At 68.9% G+C, this 16,116-nt stretch carries 17 protein-coding genes and 1 riboswitch; of the genes, 9 read left to right on the forward strand and 8 right to left on the reverse strand.

Annotated features, from left to right (window positions below):
- Window position 1: 1 nt before the first annotated feature.
- Both F5X71_RS19080 and F5X71_RS19085 read right to left on the reverse strand, forming a co-directional pair.
- Window positions 2-1,204, reverse strand: coding sequence for a 4-hydroxybenzoate 3-monooxygenase (locus F5X71_RS19080; RefSeq protein WP_167463260.1), 1,203 nt, complete (start codon window positions 1,202-1,204; stop codon window positions 2-4).
- The gene (locus tag F5X71_RS19085) at window positions 1,201-2,433 is read right to left on the reverse strand and encodes an MFS transporter (RefSeq protein WP_167463261.1); all 1,233 of its coding nucleotides are present in this window, start codon (window positions 2,431-2,433) and stop codon (window positions 1,201-1,203) included. Before F5X71_RS19085 ends, F5X71_RS19080 begins: the two co-directional genes overlap by 4 nt.
- A gap of 101 nt (window positions 2,434-2,534) precedes the next feature.
- Here F5X71_RS19085 and F5X71_RS19090 point away from each other — a divergent pair, with 101 nt between their 5' ends.
- Window positions 2,535-3,437, forward strand: coding sequence for a LysR family transcriptional regulator (locus F5X71_RS19090; protein ID WP_167463262.1), 903 nt, complete (start codon window positions 2,535-2,537; stop codon window positions 3,435-3,437).
- Here the strand turns inward: F5X71_RS19090 and F5X71_RS19095 are convergent.
- Window positions 3,406-5,799, reverse strand: coding sequence for a glycoside hydrolase family 65 protein (locus tag F5X71_RS19095; protein ID WP_167463263.1), 2,394 nt, complete (start codon window positions 5,797-5,799; stop codon window positions 3,406-3,408). The two genes, F5X71_RS19090 and F5X71_RS19095, sit on opposite strands and share 32 nt — an antisense overlap.
- Entirely contained in the window at window positions 5,796-6,572 is a 777-nt protein-coding gene (locus F5X71_RS19100; protein WP_174817097.1) for an HAD family hydrolase, read from the reverse strand. Before F5X71_RS19100 ends, F5X71_RS19095 begins: the two co-directional genes overlap by 4 nt.
- A 93-nt stretch (window positions 6,573-6,665) precedes the next feature.
- Here F5X71_RS19100 and F5X71_RS19105 point away from each other — a divergent pair, with 93 nt between their 5' ends.
- The 6 genes from F5X71_RS19105 (at window position 6,666) to F5X71_RS19130 (ending at window position 11,285) form a co-directional block, all read left to right on the forward strand.
- A complete protein-coding gene (locus F5X71_RS19105; protein ID WP_167463264.1) occupies window positions 6,666-7,229 on the forward strand; it encodes a nucleotidyltransferase family protein in 564 nt (187 codons plus the stop codon).
- Window positions 7,230-7,499: a BON domain-containing protein gene (locus F5X71_RS19110; protein WP_167463265.1), complete on the forward strand. Its 270-nt coding sequence runs from the start codon at window positions 7,230-7,232 to the stop codon at window positions 7,497-7,499.
- Window positions 7,500-7,504: 5 nt separating this feature from the next.
- Complete coding sequence (locus tag F5X71_RS19115) at window positions 7,505-8,212, forward strand: metallophosphoesterase family protein (protein WP_167463266.1); 708 nt, start codon at window positions 7,505-7,507, stop codon at window positions 8,210-8,212.
- A gap of 189 nt (window positions 8,213-8,401) precedes the next feature.
- Entirely contained in the window at window positions 8,402-8,797 is a 396-nt protein-coding gene (locus F5X71_RS19120; RefSeq protein ID WP_167463267.1) for a hypothetical protein, read from the forward strand.
- 98 nt (window positions 8,798-8,895) lie between these two features.
- Entirely contained in the window at window positions 8,896-10,008 is a 1,113-nt protein-coding gene (locus tag F5X71_RS19125; protein WP_174817098.1) for a PLP-dependent cysteine synthase family protein, read from the forward strand.
- On the forward strand, window positions 10,005-11,285 hold the full coding sequence (locus F5X71_RS19130; protein WP_167463268.1) for an MFS transporter: 1,281 nt from the start codon (window positions 10,005-10,007) through the stop codon (window positions 11,283-11,285). Before F5X71_RS19125 ends, F5X71_RS19130 begins: the two co-directional genes overlap by 4 nt.
- A 180-nt stretch (window positions 11,286-11,465) precedes the next feature.
- Here the strand turns inward: F5X71_RS19130 and F5X71_RS19135 are convergent, their stop codons facing one another.
- Entirely contained in the window at window positions 11,466-11,771 is a 306-nt protein-coding gene (locus F5X71_RS19135) for a hypothetical protein (RefSeq protein ID WP_167463269.1), read from the reverse strand.
- 218 nt (window positions 11,772-11,989) lie between these two features.
- Between F5X71_RS19135 and F5X71_RS19140 the strand changes: the two genes are divergently transcribed.
- Window positions 11,990-12,820 carry an RNA polymerase sigma factor SigF gene (locus F5X71_RS19140; protein WP_238815322.1) on the forward strand — a complete coding sequence of 277 codons (831 nt, stop codon included), beginning with the start codon at window positions 11,990-11,992 and terminating at the stop codon, window positions 12,818-12,820.
- A 134-nt stretch (window positions 12,821-12,954) separates the two neighbouring features.
- Here the strand turns inward: F5X71_RS19140 and F5X71_RS19145 are convergent, their stop codons facing one another.
- From F5X71_RS19145 to F5X71_RS19155, 3 genes are all read right to left on the reverse strand, one after another.
- A complete protein-coding gene (locus tag F5X71_RS19145; protein ID WP_167463270.1) occupies window positions 12,955-13,461 on the reverse strand; it encodes a DUF4383 domain-containing protein in 507 nt (168 codons plus the stop codon).
- 194 nt (window positions 13,462-13,655) lie between these two features.
- The gene (locus F5X71_RS19150; RefSeq protein WP_167463271.1) at window positions 13,656-14,255 is read right to left on the reverse strand and encodes a helix-turn-helix transcriptional regulator; all 600 of its coding nucleotides are present in this window, start codon (window positions 14,253-14,255) and stop codon (window positions 13,656-13,658) included.
- 174 nt (window positions 14,256-14,429) lie between these two features.
- A complete protein-coding gene (locus F5X71_RS19155) occupies window positions 14,430-14,621 on the reverse strand; it encodes a DUF1059 domain-containing protein (protein WP_167463272.1) in 192 nt (63 codons plus the stop codon).
- Window positions 14,622-14,800: 179 nt separating this feature from the next.
- A riboswitch (cobalamin riboswitch) is annotated at window positions 14,801-14,941 on the forward strand.
- A 137-nt stretch (window positions 14,942-15,078) separates the two neighbouring features.
- Between F5X71_RS19155 and F5X71_RS19160 the strand changes: the two genes are divergently transcribed.
- Window positions 15,079-16,062, forward strand: a complete 984-nt coding sequence (locus F5X71_RS19160; RefSeq protein ID WP_238815323.1) for a methylenetetrahydrofolate reductase — start codon at window positions 15,079-15,081, stop codon at window positions 16,060-16,062.
- Window positions 16,063-16,116: the final 54 nt, after the last annotated feature.

Below are 16,116 nucleotides of genomic sequence, written 5' to 3' on the forward strand. Positions count from 1 at the left end.
ATCACACCTTTCGTCGTTCGGTCGGTTTCTGGTGTTGCCAGCCGGTATAGGCCTCGGCGAAATACGTCGCACCGTGGCGTGATCCGGTGATCAACGCGAGCTCACCCCGTTGGCGCTCCAGATCGAAGGGCGAAGCCCCCTCGATCGAATGCAGCATCGTGGTGGCCCAATACGAGAAGTGCTGGGCGCGCCATACCCGGTCCAATGCCCGCTCGGTGTAGCGGTCGAGCACGTCGGGGTCGCGCCGGGCATAGAACTCGGTGAGCACCTCCGCCAGCACCGCCACGTCCGCGAGCGCGAGATTCAGGCCTTTCGCGCCGGTCGGCGGCACCGTGTGCGCGGCGTCGCCGGCCAGCAGCAGGTTCCCGTACCGCATCGGGGCGGTGACGAACGAGCGGAACGGCAGCACCGTCTTCGCCGTGATCGGCCCTTCCCGCAGCGTGAAGCCGTTGCCGTTGACGCGGCGGCGCAGCTGCGCCCAGATCCGGTCGTCGTCCCATTCCTCGGGCCGGGTACCGGGTGCGCATTGGAAATACATCCGCTGCAGCGTCTCGGTGCGCCTGCTGATCAGCGCGAAGCCGAATTCGGAACGGGTATAGATCAATTCGTCGTGCGACGGCGGCGCCTCGGTGAGCACGCCGAACCAGGCGAAGGGGTACTCGCGAAACCATTCGGTGCGGGTGCCCGCCGGGTAGGCGCGGCGGCAGATCGAATGCGACCCGTCGGCGCCGACCAGCAGGTCGGCCTCGACACGCACCGTCGTACCGCACGATTCGGTGAACATGACGCTCGGGCGCGCGCCGGAGATGTCGACGGCGGTGCCGGTGACGCCGAAACGCACATCGCCGCCATCGGCTTTACGCCGCGCCGCCAGGTCCAGGAAGACCTCGGTTTGCGGGTAGAGCCAGACGGATTCGCCGAGCAGCTCCTGGAAGTCGATCCGATGGTTCTCCCCGTCGAACCGCAGCACCACGCCGTCGTGCCGGTCACCCGCGGTCAGCACCCGATCCGAGACCCCCGAATCCACCAGCAGGCGTACCGATCCCGCCTCGAGAATGCCCGCGCGGATGGTGCTCGCGATCTCGGCGTACCCGCGGTGATCGACGACCACGCTGTCGATCCCGGCCCGCGAGAGCAGGTGCGAGAGCAGCAGACCGGCCGGGCCTGCCCCGACGATCGCCACCTGCGTTCGCATATCGGTCATGCCGGTCGCACCTTCGACTCGGCCCGCACCACCGGGTCGGCGGGGACCAGCCCGTCCACGGTGGTGCGCGGCGCGGCGGCCATGGCGAGCAGGCCGATCCCCGCGACCACAGCGAAGAGATAGAAGCTCCAGACGTTCGCCGCGCCGACGACGATAAGCCAGCCGGTGATCGTCGGACCGAAGATCGCGCCGAGCCTGCCGACCCCGGCGGCGAATCCCATAGCGGTGGCGCGGATCTCGGCCGGGTACGCCTGGGTCACGTAGGCGTAGATCAGCACCTGCGCGGAGAACACGAACACGCCGGTGACGAGCACCAGTGCGTTGAGCAGCAACGTGCTCGGGATCCGCACGCTCAGTGCCGCCAGGAACAACGCCGCGGCGGCGAACCACACCAGCACGGTCGGTTTGATGCCACGCCGGTCGGCGAGCGTTCCCGCCGCGAGCAGGCCGATGACGGCGCCGATGTTCAGCATCAGCAACACGGTCAACGAGGTCGACATGTTGTATCCGGCGTCGCGCATCAGCTTCGGCAGCCAGGTGTTGAGTCCGTACACCAGGAGCAGGCCCATGAACGAGCCGACCCAAACCCCCAGCGTCGCACGCAGATACGCCGGGCGAAGCAGCACCGCGGGCCGCGACCGGGTGGGCGCGGACCTGACCGCGAGGTAGGCCTGCGACTCGGGCAGTTTGGCCCACAGCAGCGGCAGCAGCAGGAGACCGGCCGCGCCACCGGCATAGAACAGCGGCTGCCAGTGCGGAATCACCCGCAGCGCGAGCAACGCGGTCAGCACCGCGCCGGTGTGATAGCCGGTCATCGTGATCGTGCTCGCGAACGCCCGGCGCGACGGTGGCATGTGTTCGGCCATGAACGTCAGCGCCGTCGGCAGGCACGCGCCGAGCCCGCTGCCCGCGATCAGTCGCATCGCGGCGAACACGCCCACCGAACCGGCGATCGGTATCGCGGCGGTGCACAGCGAGAACACCGCGATCGAGCCGAGCAGCATCTTGCGCCTGCCATACCGATCGGCTATCGGGCCCGAGGTCGTCGCGCCGATAGCGACACCGACGAGGGAGATGGTGGCGGCGAAGGTGGTACTCGCCGCGGTGAATCCGAGATGGTGCTGGTCGATCAGGGTCGGAATGACCGCGCCGAGCACGACGAGGTCGTAACCCTCCAGCAGCACGGTCAGCCAGCAGAGCACCGCCGGCCAGGACAACAACTTCTTCATGGGAGATCGTTTCTGATATGCCGTTGTGAGTGCCATCACGCTACGATCGGCCTCGCCAGAAATCCAATAGATGTTTTTCCCCATTCGCATAGAGGAGATCTATGGGCGCGGAGTTCGATCTCAACCTCGTCCGGACCTTCGTCCTGCTCTACGAGACGCGAAGCGTCACCGCGACGGCCGACGTCCTCGGGGTCACCCAGCCCACCGTCAGCTACGGTCTCGGCAAGCTGCGCCGAAGGCTGGGCGACGAGTTGTTCGTGCGCGGCCCTGGCGGGCTGGTGCCGAGCTCGGAGGCCGAGCGGCTCTATCCGCCGCTGCGCACCGCCATCGAGCAGATGGACGTAACCATCGGCGCGACAAAGGAATTCGATGTCACCGGGCCGATCAGCTTCGCCATCGGACTCACCGATCTCGGCGAGGTCAACTCGCTACCTCGGGTGCTCGCCGAGCTCACCGCCCGCGCGCCCGCCGCGAGCCTGCAGGTGCACGCGTTCGACATCGACACCGCGACCGATGAACTCACCCGTGGCCGGGTCGACGCGATCGTGGCCACCCCGATCCTCGATTCGGCCCGGCTCAGCCGTCTGCCGCTGTTCACCGAGGGCTACGCGGGCATGGTCGCCGCCGATCATCCGCGCCTGCGGAGCGCGGCACCCACCGATGCCGAACTGCGGGCCGAGCGCCACATCGTCGTCGACGGCGCCACCGGCCATCCCGCGCCCCGGCACGCACTGCGCGCCAACGGCCTGGAACGGCGCATCGCGGTGCGGGTGACCCGGTTCGCCACATTGCCCTACGTGGTGCAGGACAGCGAGCTCGTCGCGATCGTCCCGCAGCGCGTCGCCCGCGCGCTCGCCAGGACCCATCCCGTGCGCACCTTCACCCTGCCCTGGCCCATCGAACCCGCCGAGGTCGCCGCCTACACCCGCCGTCCGCCGGGCCGCAGCCCCGCCCAGACCTGGTTCCTGTATGTCATCCGCGCGGCGCTGTGGGACCTGCCGTAGTCGGCGAATCAGGCACCGCCGCACGGTGATACGGCGCACGTCCGGGCGGCGGTTCGGCCTTGGACACGCTCGGCGCCGCCGGAATCGACAGCAGCAACGGTTCTTCACCCACAACGTGCGGCGCGCCGTGGTGCCGAAGCTCGATGCGCTCGCCGGACAGCAGCCGATACACCACGGTGTCACGGGTGATCTCGACCGCCAACCGGCTGCCACGCCACAGAATTCGGAAGGCCAGCCGCCGGATGCGCTCCGGAATCCTTGGCGCGAACCGCAATTCGCCGTCACACACCCGCATGCCGCCGAACCCGGCGACGCAGCAGCTCCACGCACCGGCGAGCGCGGCGATATGCAGCCCGCTGGCCACGTTGTGGTGCAGATCGTGCAGGTCGGTCAGCGCGGACTCGACGAAATAGTCGAAGGCCAACCCTGAATTGCCGACCTCGGCCGCCAGAATCGACTGCGCGCACGCCGACAGCGAAGAGTCGCGCACGGTCAGCGCCTCGTAGTAGTCGAAGTTGCGCACCTTCTGTTCCGGCGTGAAAGCGTTGGGGCACAGGTACATCGCCAGCACCAGATCCGCCTGTTTGATCACCTGCTTCCGGTTCAGGTCGAAGTACGGATAGTGCAGCAGCAATGGGTAGCGCTCGGGCGGGGTCGCGGCGAAGTCCCAGCGCATGTAGCGGGTGAATCCCTCCGCTTGCTCGTGCACCTCGAGCTCGTCGTTATAGGGCATGGCCGGGTGCCGCGCGTCGGCACGCCAGCCGTCGAGTTCGGCCGCCGAGACGCCGAGCCGCCGCGCCTGCTCCGGATGCCGTTCGCACGCCGCCACCGCGCCGAGCAGGTTCCGCTGCGCCAGCAGGTTCGTATAGATGTTGTTGTCGGCCAACGCCGAATACTCGTCCGGACCGGTGACGCCGTCGATCCGGAAGGTACCGGCCGCGTCGCGATGGCCGAGCCCGCTCCACATGCGCGCGGTCTCCACCAGGAGTTCGACCCCGCACTCCCGTTCGAAGACCTCGTCGCCGGTCGCGGTGACGTAGCGGATGGTCGCGTCCGCGATGTCGGCGTTGACATGCACCGCCGCGGTACCGGTCGGCCAGTAGCCGGATCCTTCCTCGCCGTTGATCGAGCGCCACGGGAACATCGCGCCGGGCTGGCCGAGTTCGCGCGCCCGCTGCCGCGCCGGGTCGAGGGTCGAATGGCGCCAGCGCAGCGCGTCGGCCGCGGCGGCGGGCATGGTGTGGGTCAGCACCGGGAGCACGAAAGTCTCGGTGTCCCAGAACGCATGACCGTCGTAACCGGGGCCGGTCAACCCCTTCGACGGGATCGCGCGGGTCTCCCCGCGCGCGCCGGCCTGCAGCACATGGAACAGCGCGAAGCGCACCGCCTGCTGCATCTCGGGGTCGCCGTCGATCTCGACATCGGCGCTCGACCAGAACTCGTCCAGATAGGCACGCTGGCGTTCGAGCAGCTCGTCCCATCCGGTCTCCATACCGGCGGCCAACGCCGCCTCCACCTGGGCACGCAAGGCAGGGGTCGAGCGCTGACTCGACCAGCCGTAGGCGAGGTATTTGGTCAGGCACACCGTGTCACCGCGCGCCGCGTCGACCGCGATCGTCAAGCGGGCCAGGTCGGCTTCGGCATGGATCGCGCAGCGCGGCGCGGCGGTCGCGGTCAACTCGTGGTCCATCGCGGCCGCCATCCGTAACGCCGATCGGTCGGTGTGGTGGGCGAGCACCGCCTGGAAGTCGCGGGCGGCGGCGAAGTCGGATACCAGCGGCCGCTCGAGCCGTGCCGCGACCCGGGGATCGCCGTACTGGACCGCGAGGGGCTCGTTGGTGAGCAGATCCGATTGGATCACCAGGTCCAGATCGTCGTCGAGCGGCTCGACCGCGTAGCGGATCGCGACCAGCGCCCGTTCGGTGAACGACACGAGCCGCTGCGAGCGCACCCGGACGGAATGCCCCGTCGGCGAGGTCCACACGGTGCTGCGACACAGTGTGCCGGAGCGGAAGTCGAGCACGCGTTCGTGTTCCTCGGTGTACCCGTAGCGCAGGTCCATCGGTTCGTCGCCGACAAGCAGGCGGATGATCTTCCCGTCGGTGACGTTGACGATCGTCTGCCCCTGCTCCGGATACCCGTATCCCACTTCGGCGTACGGCAGTCGGCGCTTCTCGTAGAAGCCGTTGAGATAGGTGCCCGGCTCGCCGACCGGCTCGCCCTCGTCGAGCGTGCCGCGCACCCCGATGTGACCGTTCGACAGCGCGAAGATCGACTCCGCGCGCCGCAGCGCCGCCAGATCCAGTCCACACCACCGCAATTGCCATGGATCGACCTCGAAATCACGACACCGCAATGTCATTCGTCACGCCTTCCGCTCAACTCGGCCAAGTCCGCCACGACGAGGTCCGCGCCTGCCGCGCCGAGTTCCTGTCGGTGCGTACCATCGCCGATACGGTCGACACCGACGACGAACCCGAAGCCGCCCTGGTGTCCGGCCGCCACCCCGGCGACCGCGTCCTCGAAGACCGCTGCGGTGTCCGGTGCTACGGCCAGCCGCCGGGCCGCCTCCAGAAAGCTGTCCGGGGCGGGCTTGCCGCGCAGGCCGAGCCGAACGACGTCGTTACCGTCGACCCGGACCTCGATGCGGTCCGCGAGCCCGGTCGCCGCCAGCACCGCGGCCGCGTTGGCCGAGGCGGTCACCACGGCGACCCGCAGGCCCGCGGCGCGCACCGCGGCCAGATACTCGACCGAACTCGGATAGACCGCGACACCGTCGCGCTCGATGAGCGAGAGCAACAGACTGTTCTTGCGATTGCCGATGGCGTGGATCGTCTCCGTCCCCGGCTCGGCGTCCGGTTCGCCCTCCGGCAATGTCAGGTCCCGCGAACGCAGGAACTCCCGAACGCCGTCCGCCCGCGGCCTGCCGTCGACGTAGCGCAGGTAATCGTCAGCGGAGAACGGGACGAAATCGGGGCCACAGCGACGCACGAGAAAGTCGTCGAACACCTCCCGCCACGCCCGCTGATGCACCGCCGCGGTGTCGGTCAGGACGCCGTCGAGATCGAACAGGGCCGCCGCGATCGAGCTGGGCAACCCCAGGTCGATACCTCGGCCGTCGTTTCCAGCGGTCATGCCGGGGCGATACCCGGTCGGGCCGCCGGGAAACGGCGCGGCATACCCCACGATAGCTCGCATAGTCGAGCGCCCACCGGGTATCGCCCTCGCATGGCCCCCACCATCGACGAATTGCTGCACGCACTGACCCGCGCGGTCAACGCGCTGACCGCGGCGGGGGTCGAATTCGCGGTGGCCGGTGGTTGCGCGGTCTACGCGCGGGGCGGGCCCGCTTCGCAGCACGATGTCGATATCTTCGTCAAACCGCGGGACTGCGCCTCGGCGGTGCGAACGCTGGCCGAATCCGGCCTGCGGGTGTGCGATCCACCCGAGGACTGGCTGCGCAAGGTCTACGCGGGCGAGGTCCTGATCGACCTGATCTACCGGCCGAACAATCGCGACGTCACCGACGAACTGCTCGGCCGCGCCACCCCGATGCGGATCGGACCCACCACCGCGCCGGTGGTCAGCGGCACCGACCTCATGGTGGACAAGCTGCTGGTCTTCGACGCGCACCGGCTCGATTTCGCGCCGCTGCTGCACATCGCGCGCGACCTACGCGAGCAGGTCGACTGGCCTGCGGCCCGGAAGCAGACCGAAAGCTCGCCCTACGCAAGGGCATTCCTGGGTCTGATCGACGAGCTCGGCATCACCGACACCGGAAAGCTGGTTTAGATGGAGCAGCCGCAATACCTGGTGGCGCACCTACGGCGCGCCCTGGCCGAGGACCCGCGCACGGCGGAACTCGGTGTGCACGTGACGATCCGCGGCGAGGTGGTGGCACTCGACGGCGAGGTGGCCACCGAGGAGCGTAAGCGACAGCTGGAAACCGTGGTCCGCGAACAGCTTCCGCGGGCACGCATCCACAATGACGTCCGTGTCATGCCACCGAGCGCCCCCGGCGCCAGCGAGGCACTCGGCACGGTCGACCCCGGAGGGAGTTGAGCCGCATGCGCATAGCCGCCGTCGGCGACGTCCATCTCGGTGCCGATTCGCATGGGCTGTGGCGCCCCGCGGTGCGCGAACTGCCCGAGCACGCCGACATCCTGCTACTCGCCGGCGATCTCACCCGCCACGGCACCGTCGAGGAGGCCAAGGTGGTCGCCACCGAATTCGCCGAACTCGGCGTACCGGTCGTCGCGGTGCTGGGAAACCACGACTATCACAGCGACGCCGAGGACGAGATCACCGCGCTGCTGGTCGAGCACGGGATCACCGTGCTCGAAGGCAGCTCCGTCAGCTTCTCGATCAACGGCCGGACCCTCGGCGTCGCCGGGACGAAAGGCTTCGGCGGCGGCTTCGCGGGCAAGTGCGCGAGCATCTTCGGCGAGCGGCAGATGCGCGACTTCTCGCGCCACACAGTGACATTGGCCGACTCGCTGGCGACCGCCCTGGCCGAACTCGACACCGACGTCACGGTCGCGCTCACCCACTACTCACCCGTCAGCGACACCCTGCACGGCGAACCCAGGGAGATCTACCCGTTCCTCGGTTCCTACCTGCTCGGTGCGGCCATCGACGAACACGCCGCCGATCTCGCCCTGCACGGCCATGCCCACGCGGGCGCCGAACGCGGCACGACGCCCGGCGGAATCCGCGTGCGCAACGTGGCCCAACCGGTCCTGCGCGCCGCCTACGCCGTCTACGAGATCGGCTGACGAGCCACGCACCCGGTCAACCGATCCCTCGCGGCGGCAGCGAACACTACCAACCGTCCAGTCTTCGGCGGTCGACGTCAGACGGCGAAACGCGTGGACCACCGTGGCGATGCGGCACTCGTCGCCGGTTGCCGCACTGGGGAGCCGCCCGTCCCGGCATCGCGCCGGGTTCGGCTATGGTTGGCGCTTGTGACCGTGCGAGTCGAGGCACCACGCAGGCGAGGGATCGCCTGCGTGGTCGCGGCGTCGGCTCTGCTGCTCGCCCACGCGCTGTTCATGTGCGTGCTCGGTTTGCCGGGGGTGTCCGCCGCCGCGCCACCGGCGCAGGCGCAGTTCGCCGCCGAAAAATCGCATGGCGCACCCCATCACGCGCAGGCGCCCGGCGCCGCGCACGAGCAGGGCTGCGTGATGAGCGTCCCGCCGCGTACCGCCGAGCCCACCGTCACGACCATCGCCGTCGACCTCGACGTCGCTGACGCGCAATCGGATCCGAGCCCGCCGTGGCTCGCCGGATGGGGGCCATGGCGTATCGCGGCCCCCGACGGACGGGCAATTCTGCGCACGCACTGTATCGATCGCTGCTGACGGTCACCGGCCGGCCGCCGAGTCCCGGCACGCCGGCCCGCGGGTCCGTCCGATACAGCACGGCATCTCCGATGCCGATCGACTCCAGGAGTTCGCTCATGTGCAGTGCCCTTGTCGACCGTGTCGTCTTGTCCGCCAATCATCTTCACCCCCAGGAGCACGGCCGCCGTCGGCCTGCGACCCTCGTCGGAGACACCCCGGTGCTCTGGATCGGGGAACCATTCGCCACCGGCGGCCACGGCTTCTGGGCCAAACTCGAAGCCCACAATCCCGGTGGCATGAAGGATCGCCCCGCGCTGCACATGGTCGAACGTGCCAGCGCGCGCGGCACGCTGCGCCCGGGCGCCGGCATCGTCGAATCCACCAGCGGCACCCTCGGTTTGGGGCTCGCGCTCGCGGGGATCGTGCATCACCACCCGGTCACCCTGGTCACCGATCCTGGGATGGAACCGATGCTGCGGCGGATGCTCGCCGCCTACGGCGCCACCATCGACGTGGTCACCGAGCCGAGCCCCGTCGGCGGCTGGCAGCAGGCCCGGCGGGACCGGGTCGCGCAATTGCTTGCCGCCCAACCCGGCTCGTGGTGCCCCGACCAGTACAACAATCCCGACAATGTCGATGGCTACCAGTCGTTGGCATTGGAGTTGCTCGCCCAGCTCGGGCACATCGATGTCCTGGTGTGCTCCGTCGGCACCGGCGGCCATTCGGCCGGTGTCGCGCGGGTGCTGCGCCGCTTCCACCCCGACCTACGCCTGGTCGGCGTCGACACGATCGGGTCGACCATCTTCGGGCAACCCGCCGCGAGCAGGTTGATGCGCGGCCTCGGCTCGAGCATCCATCCGGCCAATGTCGACTATCCGGCCTTCAGCGAGGTGCACTGGGTGGCCCCGCACGAAGCGGTATGGGCGGCACGGACATTGGCATCGACGCACTATTGCAGCGGCGGCTGGAGCGTCGGCGCGGTGGCACTGGTCGCCGGCTGGCTGGCCCGCACCGAATCCGCGGGCACCCGGATCGCGGCGGTGTTCCCGGACGGACCGCACCGCTACGCCGACACCGTCTACAACGACGACTACTGCGCCGAGCACGGTCTCTTCGACCGGGCCGTGCCGAGCGAACCCACGCTGATCGACGCCCCGCACGCGCAGGTGATACGGCACTGGACCCGGTGCACCACCGTCGTCGCGCCGACCGCGGTGGCGGCCCGATGAGCCGGACGTGGCGCCGCTGGGCCGCATTCGACCGGCCGAGCCAGGTGCTCATGATCAATCAGTTCGGCATCAACCTCGGCTTCTACATGCTGATGCCCTACCTCGCCGCGCACCTGTCCAGCGGGCTCGGGATGGCGGCCTGGACGGTCGGGCTGGTGCTCGGCGTGCGGAACTTCGCCCAGCAGGGCATGTTCCTGGTGGGCGGCACACTCGCCGACCGACTGGGTTACAAGCCACTGATCGTCGCCGGATGTGCCTTGCGCACCGCGGGTTTCGCGTTGCTTGCCCTGGCCGACACATTGCCCGCCGTGTTCATCGCCATCGCGGCGACCGGATTCGCGGGTGCGCTGTTCAATCCGGCCGTGCGCGCCTATCTCGCCGCCGACGCCGGAGAACAACGCCGCGTGGCGGCCTTCGCGATGTTCAACATCTTCTATCAGGCGGGCATGCTCGCCGGACCGCTGGCGGGTTTGGCGTTGACGGCGTGGGACTTTCGCGCCACGGCCGGGGTGGCCGCGGTGGTCTTCGCCGTGCTCACCGCCGTGCAGCTCGGCTGGCTGCCGACCCGCGACATCGACCGCGATACCGGGCAGGAATCGGTGCTCGCCAATTGGCGAGCGGTACTGCGCAATCGACCGTTTCTGCTGTTCGCGGTGGTGATGATCGGCGGCTACGTGCTCTCGTTCCAGGTGTATCTGGCGTTGCCGTTGCAAGCCGGAATCGTCGGCGGCCCAGGGTCGGCAGGCACCGGGCTGGTCGCGGCGATCTTCGCGGTCAGCGGCGTCGTCGCGCTCGCGAGCCAGCTGCCGGTGACGAGCTGGCTCGCGCGGCGCGGCGACTCCGGGCGCGGTCTCGTCGTCGCCATGACGACCATGGCCGCCGCCTTCCTGCCGCTGCTCTGCGTGCCGAACGCGCTTGGGCCCGGCGGCAAACCGGTCGCCGTGGCCGCCCTGCTGCTCAGCGCCGCACTGCTCGCGCTCGCGACCGCCGCCTTGTTTCCCTGCGAGATGGACACCGTCGTCACGCTGGCGCGCGGCAGGCTCGTCGCCACGCACTACGGCTTCTACAACACCGTGGTCGGCATCGGCATCCTGCTCGGCAACCTCGGCACCGGCGCCCTCTTCGACGCACTCACCGAATCCGGCCGTCCGGCACTCATCTGGGCCACGCTCACGCTGATCGGTACGGCCTGCGCCGCGGCGTTGTGGGCGCTGCACCGGTCGGTGCCGCCCGCGCGAGTCGAATCCGAACCGGAGGAGGTCACCGCAGGCCGCTGAAAGTCTTCGCACCGCCGACCCTTCTCCGCCGGCGTGCGGGACGCGGAGGCGATCGGGTCGCGGGTGTGCGCAACGGCCACCCGCGGCCATGCTTCGCCAAAGACCGGCCCATGCGGCTGTGATCATGCTGTCGGCCACACAGGCCGCCGCCCGCGCGATGGGCAACCCGCATGCCCATCCTCACCGGCACGGGACGACGCCGTCGTGGGCGGCAGTGGACGGCGGATGTATGACGACCGGCAGGCACATCCGCGCCTTCACGGGTTCAGAACCAGGGCCGAAGACGATCACCCCACCGCCGACCAGGACAAGGGCCAGGGCGGCGGCAGCGCCCAGGATGGGCCGCAGCAGCCGCAGCCGCGATGACGGTCCGAGATCCCGCGCGTGGCGGTGCCGGCGCTGTCGACACCACCACCAGATCAATAGGAGTTCCCGCATCGCCCTGCCCTCGTCCGGTACGAATTGAATCGCACTGGCGAGCAACATGTTACGGATCCGGCCCCACTCCGCGTGGCGCGAACTACGCCGTATCCGAACAGGCGCGGGCTTTCGTTTTCCGGCTCCCCGCCGACGGCCCGCTTTCGCATTCCGGGCTGACACCCGGCCTACCCGTCTGGGACGCTGTGATGAGCGACGTGTCGAATGAGGGCGTTCAGCCAGGAGCAGAACCTCATGGAGCACCCGTCGCGTTCGGAAGGTTTCTCATGACCGTCCTGCCCACCTCCACCCCCGCCACCCGCCGGATTCGCGCAGGTCACGGCCGGGGAAAAGACTCATACGACGGGATCGAACCGATCCTGGCAGAACTGGCGGACCTGCCAAGCGGCTCGCCTGAACGGGCGCGACTGCGCGCGGACATCCTGCGGCGGTGCCTACCGCTGGCCGAGCATATCGCCCGGCGCTACACCGGTCGCGGGGAAAATTACGAGGACCTGTTCCAGGTCGCGAGCCTCGGGCTCGTCGCGGCCGTGGATCGCTACGACCCGGCGCGCGAGACACCGTTTCTCGCCTTCGCCGTGCCGACGATCATGGGTGAAGTCCGCCGCCACTTCCGTGATTTCGGCTGGTCGGTGCGAGTTCCGCGGCGCACCAAGGAAATTCAGCTGATGCTCGCACCCGCCGTGGAGCGGCTCTGCCACCGGCTGTCCCGGATGCCCACCGCCATGGAGATCGCCGTCGAACTCGGCGTCGACCTGCTGGAGGTCACCCAGGCGATGCTTGCCGCCAACGCCTACACCAGCGACCCGCTCGACACCTCCGCCCACGACAACGACAACGACTACGCCCCCAGTGCCGCCGACATGCTCGGCGCGGAAGATCCCGGCTATCAGCTGACCGACGAAGCGCTCGCCGTCGCACCGCTGCTGGACGAACTCCCGGACCGCGAACGGCTCGTCCTGCACCTGCGGTTCTTTCGCGGCCAGACCCAGATCCAGATCGCCGAACAGCTCGGCGTCTCGCAGATGCAGGTCTCCCGCATCCTCACCAAGACGCTCACTCACCTTCGGGAAAGCGCTCTCCCGAACGATAATTGACGGCAACCGACACTGATACCGCTGTGTCGCAATCGGTTTGGGCATATCAGGCCAGTGCAACGGCGGGATACAAAGACGCAGAGCAGGAGCGACCCCGCGACAGTCACCTGTCGCGGGGTCGCTGGTGTCATGGGTCAGTGCCGATTGAAACCGGGCGTGGGGTCCGTGCCGAACGACCCGCCCGTCTGGTTCGCGCCGACGCGCGGCAGCAGCAGGCCGAGCGCGACCATGCCGACGCCGAGACCGAAGTGCAGCCAGTTGTCGGCGGTGTTGACCGGGACGAAGTTGGCACTGCTGGCTTCGTCGATGATCAAGCCGTACAACCACAGCACCAGATAGATCACGCCACCACCGATCAGGAAACCGCGCGAGGCGGCGGCGGTGCGCGCCGCCGCGATCCCGGCGACGCCGAAGAGCAGGTGCACGATGTTGTGTAGCACCGAAACCTGGAACAGGCCGAGCAGTTTCGCCTCGGTGTGATGTCCGGCGAAGGTCAGCGTGTCGAAGCCGGTGGTGATGCCGGGGATGAATCCGAGCACGCCCACGAGCAGAAATACCGCGCCGACGACCAAGGACCCGAGCTGGACCAGCGTACGTGCCCGCGGTCCGGAATGGGCGACGGGTTGTTGGCTGTATGTCATGGTGATGCCATCTCTTTCGCAATCCGGGGCACGGCGACGCCCGCCGCACCCGGTCCGACGGCCACATTCAGCAGTGAACGGCCGAGCGCCCGGCACGCCCCATCGGCGTACCCGTCGGCGCAGTGCACGACCGATTTACCCGGCGTCACCCGCCCGAAACGGATTGCGCGCGAAGTGACTTGCGAACACCGGGCTCAGTTGTTGCGTGTGGTGTTCGGGGATTGGCCGTAGAGTCGGCGATAGGCGACCGCGAATCGGCCCGAGTTCCCGAACCCCCAGCCCACGGCGATACCGCTGACCGTCGTTCCATCGCCCGCGACGCGCTGTTCGAGTTCCCGATGGGCCTCGCGCATCCGCAGCCTGCGCAGGAAGCCCATGGGGGTGGTCTGCAACTCCTGCTGAAAGGCCAGCTGCATGGAGCGCACCGATACGAATCCGGCGGCGGCGATATCGGCGATCGAGACGTCCTCCCGCAGATTCGCCTTGATGAACGCCACGCCGAGCCGCACCGAATCAGCCGCGGCGCTCGGGGCCGCGGGCTCAACTTCAGGTTCGGGTTCGAGCAGTTCGACGTCCGGCAGGACGGCATCCACGCACGCGGCCAGATACTGCGCGGCGGCGTCGGTCAGGCCCAGTGCCGAGGTCGTCTCCGCGACATCACGCTGATGCTCGAGCACCGCACGCACCAGCCGGACGGCGTCCATATCCGGCGGTGGCCCCGCGTAGTCCGCCGCGGTCACCACCCGCAGGAATTCCTCGATCGCCGCTACATCCCGGCCGTCGAACTTCGTCATCATCACCACCACACCATCCGATCCGCCCCCCGAACGGTAGAGATCGTTTCCGACCCGGCACTGCACTGTGCCGAATACCCAGCCCGGGCATCGCCCAACCGAGCCACCGAACGACGCCGACCAGCGCACCGGGGCCGATCAGGCCCGGTCTACGCAGGTCGCGCTGGGGTTGGGTCAGGTGCCGACGCGCTCGTCCTCGAGCATCTCCCGGATCTGCGCGCGCAACTCAGGGCCGTCTTCGTGCTGGTGGACCGAGACCGCGTGCTCACTGGCGGCCCGCACGACCTCGTCCTCTTCGCCGGAGATGGTGAGCGTGCAGTTCGTCTCGCTGGGGAACCTGCGACAGTCGGCTACTTTTCTCGTCATCGGACGAGCCTCCTGAGAGATCAACAGTGCTGCTCTCCACGGTAGACCTCCCAGGTCAGCGCGGTCGCGAAAGCACGAATCAGACACGTCGCGGCCGGGCGAGCTTGGCGTGGCCCGAGGTCGTCGCCTATATTCGCGTGCACAACTGGTTCGCCGGAGGTGGAGTCGAGGAGCCCCTGATCCATCGGATGGCGTCGAGTTCGCCCGCGTGTTCGCGCGTGGGCGGGCGAGAGGGAACCCGGTGCGAGTCCGGGACTGTCCCGCAACGGTGAGTGGGCGCGCCCACGAGTCCGAAGACCTGCCGGTTGTGCCGGGTACGCCGTATCCGGCGGTCGTCGCCTCGTGGATTGGGCGTCACGCCGAGTGGACCCGGGCACGGGATTGATGCTTCCAGGGCTCCGTCAGCGTTTCGCTCCTTGTGGGTGGTGACCACTGGGCGCGACCACGGAGTTCGTCAATGCTGAACCCTCACAGGAGTTTCCCCGCACGCATCGGGCCGACGGTCCGGGGCGTGCCGTCGGTGGTGCAGAGCCTGCGGCTGCATTCGCGCCAGCGGGTGCCGTTCTCGGTGGAGTTCAATCCGCCGCGCGACGCGGCGGGCGAGGCGCGACTGTGGCGTGCGGTGCGCGAGTTCGAGCGCATGCACCCGGCGTTCGTCTCGATGACCTACGGCGCGGGCGGTTCGACCAAGGATCGCACCGCACGGATCACCGGCGCGCTCGCGCAGGAGACCACGCTGCTGCCGGTGGCGCACCTGACCGCGGTCGGCCACAGCATCGCCGAGCTGCGCGCGCTGGTCGGCTCCTACGCCGACTACGGCATTCGCAACATCCTCGTGCTGCGCGGTGACCCGCCGGGCGATCCGCTCGGCGACTGGCACAAGCACCCCGATGGCGTCGAGTACGCCGAGGAACTGGTGCGGATCGTGCGAGATCTCGGCGATTTCAACGTGGGGGTCGCCTCGTTCCCGCAGATGCACCACCGCTCCCCCGACCTCGACACCGATACCGCGTTCCTGGCCGCGAAACTGCGCGCCGGCGCGGATTATTCGATCACACAGATGTTCTTCGAGGTCGAGCACTACCTGCGCCTGCGCGACCGGCTCGCGGCCGCCGATCCCGAGCAGGGCGCGAAGCCGATCATCCCCGAGCTGATGCCCATCACCTCGCTGCGCACGGTGGCGCGCGCGGAGGAACTCAGTGGCCGCGCGCTGCCCGCCCCGCTCATGGCGCGGCTGCGTCGCGCGGCCGGTACCGGGCCCGAGGAGGATCGTGCCGCGGTGCGCGAGGTCGGGATCGAACTGGCCACCGAGCTGGCCCAGCGCCTCATCGACGAGGGCGCGCCCTGCCTGCACTTCATCACGCTGAACTTCGCCAAGGCGACCACCGAGGTGCTCACCAACCTCGGCTACGAGGTCACCGCCGCGCCGCTCAGCGCCTGATCGCCGGGTCGAGCCGGGTTCGCCACGCCGGACGTGGCGAAACGCCGAATACGC

The sequence above is a fragment of the Nocardia brasiliensis genome, assembly GCF_011801125.1.
In the GTDB taxonomy this organism is placed as follows: domain Bacteria; phylum Actinomycetota; class Actinomycetes; order Mycobacteriales; family Mycobacteriaceae; genus Nocardia; species Nocardia brasiliensis_C.

Bases quoted from the DNA above. Each gene is read 5' to 3' on its own strand.
- F5X71_RS19080 (WP_167463260.1), bottom strand. From the start codon at position 1,204: ATGACCGATATGCGAACGCAGGTGGCGATCGTCGGGGCAGGCCCGGCC.
- F5X71_RS19115 (WP_167463266.1), top strand. From the start codon at position 7,505: ATGCGCATAGCCGCCGTCGGCGACGTCCATCTCGGTGCCGATTCGCAT.
- F5X71_RS19110 (WP_167463265.1), top strand. From the start codon at position 7,230: ATGGAGCAGCCGCAATACCTGGTGGCGCACCTACGGCGCGCCCTGGCC.
- F5X71_RS19150 (WP_167463271.1), bottom strand. From the start codon at position 14,255: ATGACGAAGTTCGACGGCCGGGATGTAGCGGCGATCGAGGAATTCCTG.
- F5X71_RS19145 (WP_167463270.1), bottom strand. From the start codon at position 13,461: ATGACATACAGCCAACAACCCGTCGCCCATTCCGGACCGCGGGCACGT.
- F5X71_RS19090 (WP_167463262.1), top strand. From the start codon at position 2,535: ATGGGCGCGGAGTTCGATCTCAACCTCGTCCGGACCTTCGTCCTGCTC.
- F5X71_RS19125 (WP_174817098.1), top strand. From the start codon at position 8,896: ATGTGCAGTGCCCTTGTCGACCGTGTCGTCTTGTCCGCCAATCATCTT.
- F5X71_RS19160 (WP_238815323.1), top strand. From the start codon at position 15,079: ATGCTGAACCCTCACAGGAGTTTCCCCGCACGCATCGGGCCGACGGTC.
- F5X71_RS19105 (WP_167463264.1), top strand. From the start codon at position 6,666: ATGGCCCCCACCATCGACGAATTGCTGCACGCACTGACCCGCGCGGTC.
- F5X71_RS19085 (WP_167463261.1), bottom strand. From the start codon at position 2,433: ATGAAGAAGTTGTTGTCCTGGCCGGCGGTGCTCTGCTGGCTGACCGTG.
- F5X71_RS19130 (WP_167463268.1), top strand. From the start codon at position 10,005: ATGAGCCGGACGTGGCGCCGCTGGGCCGCATTCGACCGGCCGAGCCAG.
- F5X71_RS19155 (WP_167463272.1), bottom strand. From the start codon at position 14,621: ATGACGAGAAAAGTAGCCGACTGTCGCAGGTTCCCCAGCGAGACGAAC.
- F5X71_RS19095 (WP_167463263.1), bottom strand. From the start codon at position 5,799: ATGACATTGCGGTGTCGTGATTTCGAGGTCGATCCATGGCAATTGCGG.
- F5X71_RS19135 (WP_167463269.1), bottom strand. From the start codon at position 11,771: ATGTTGCTCGCCAGTGCGATTCAATTCGTACCGGACGAGGGCAGGGCG.
- F5X71_RS19100 (WP_174817097.1), bottom strand. From the start codon at position 6,572: ATGACCGCTGGAAACGACGGCCGAGGTATCGACCTGGGGTTGCCCAGC.
- F5X71_RS19140 (WP_238815322.1), top strand. From the start codon at position 11,990: ATGACCGTCCTGCCCACCTCCACCCCCGCCACCCGCCGGATTCGCGCA.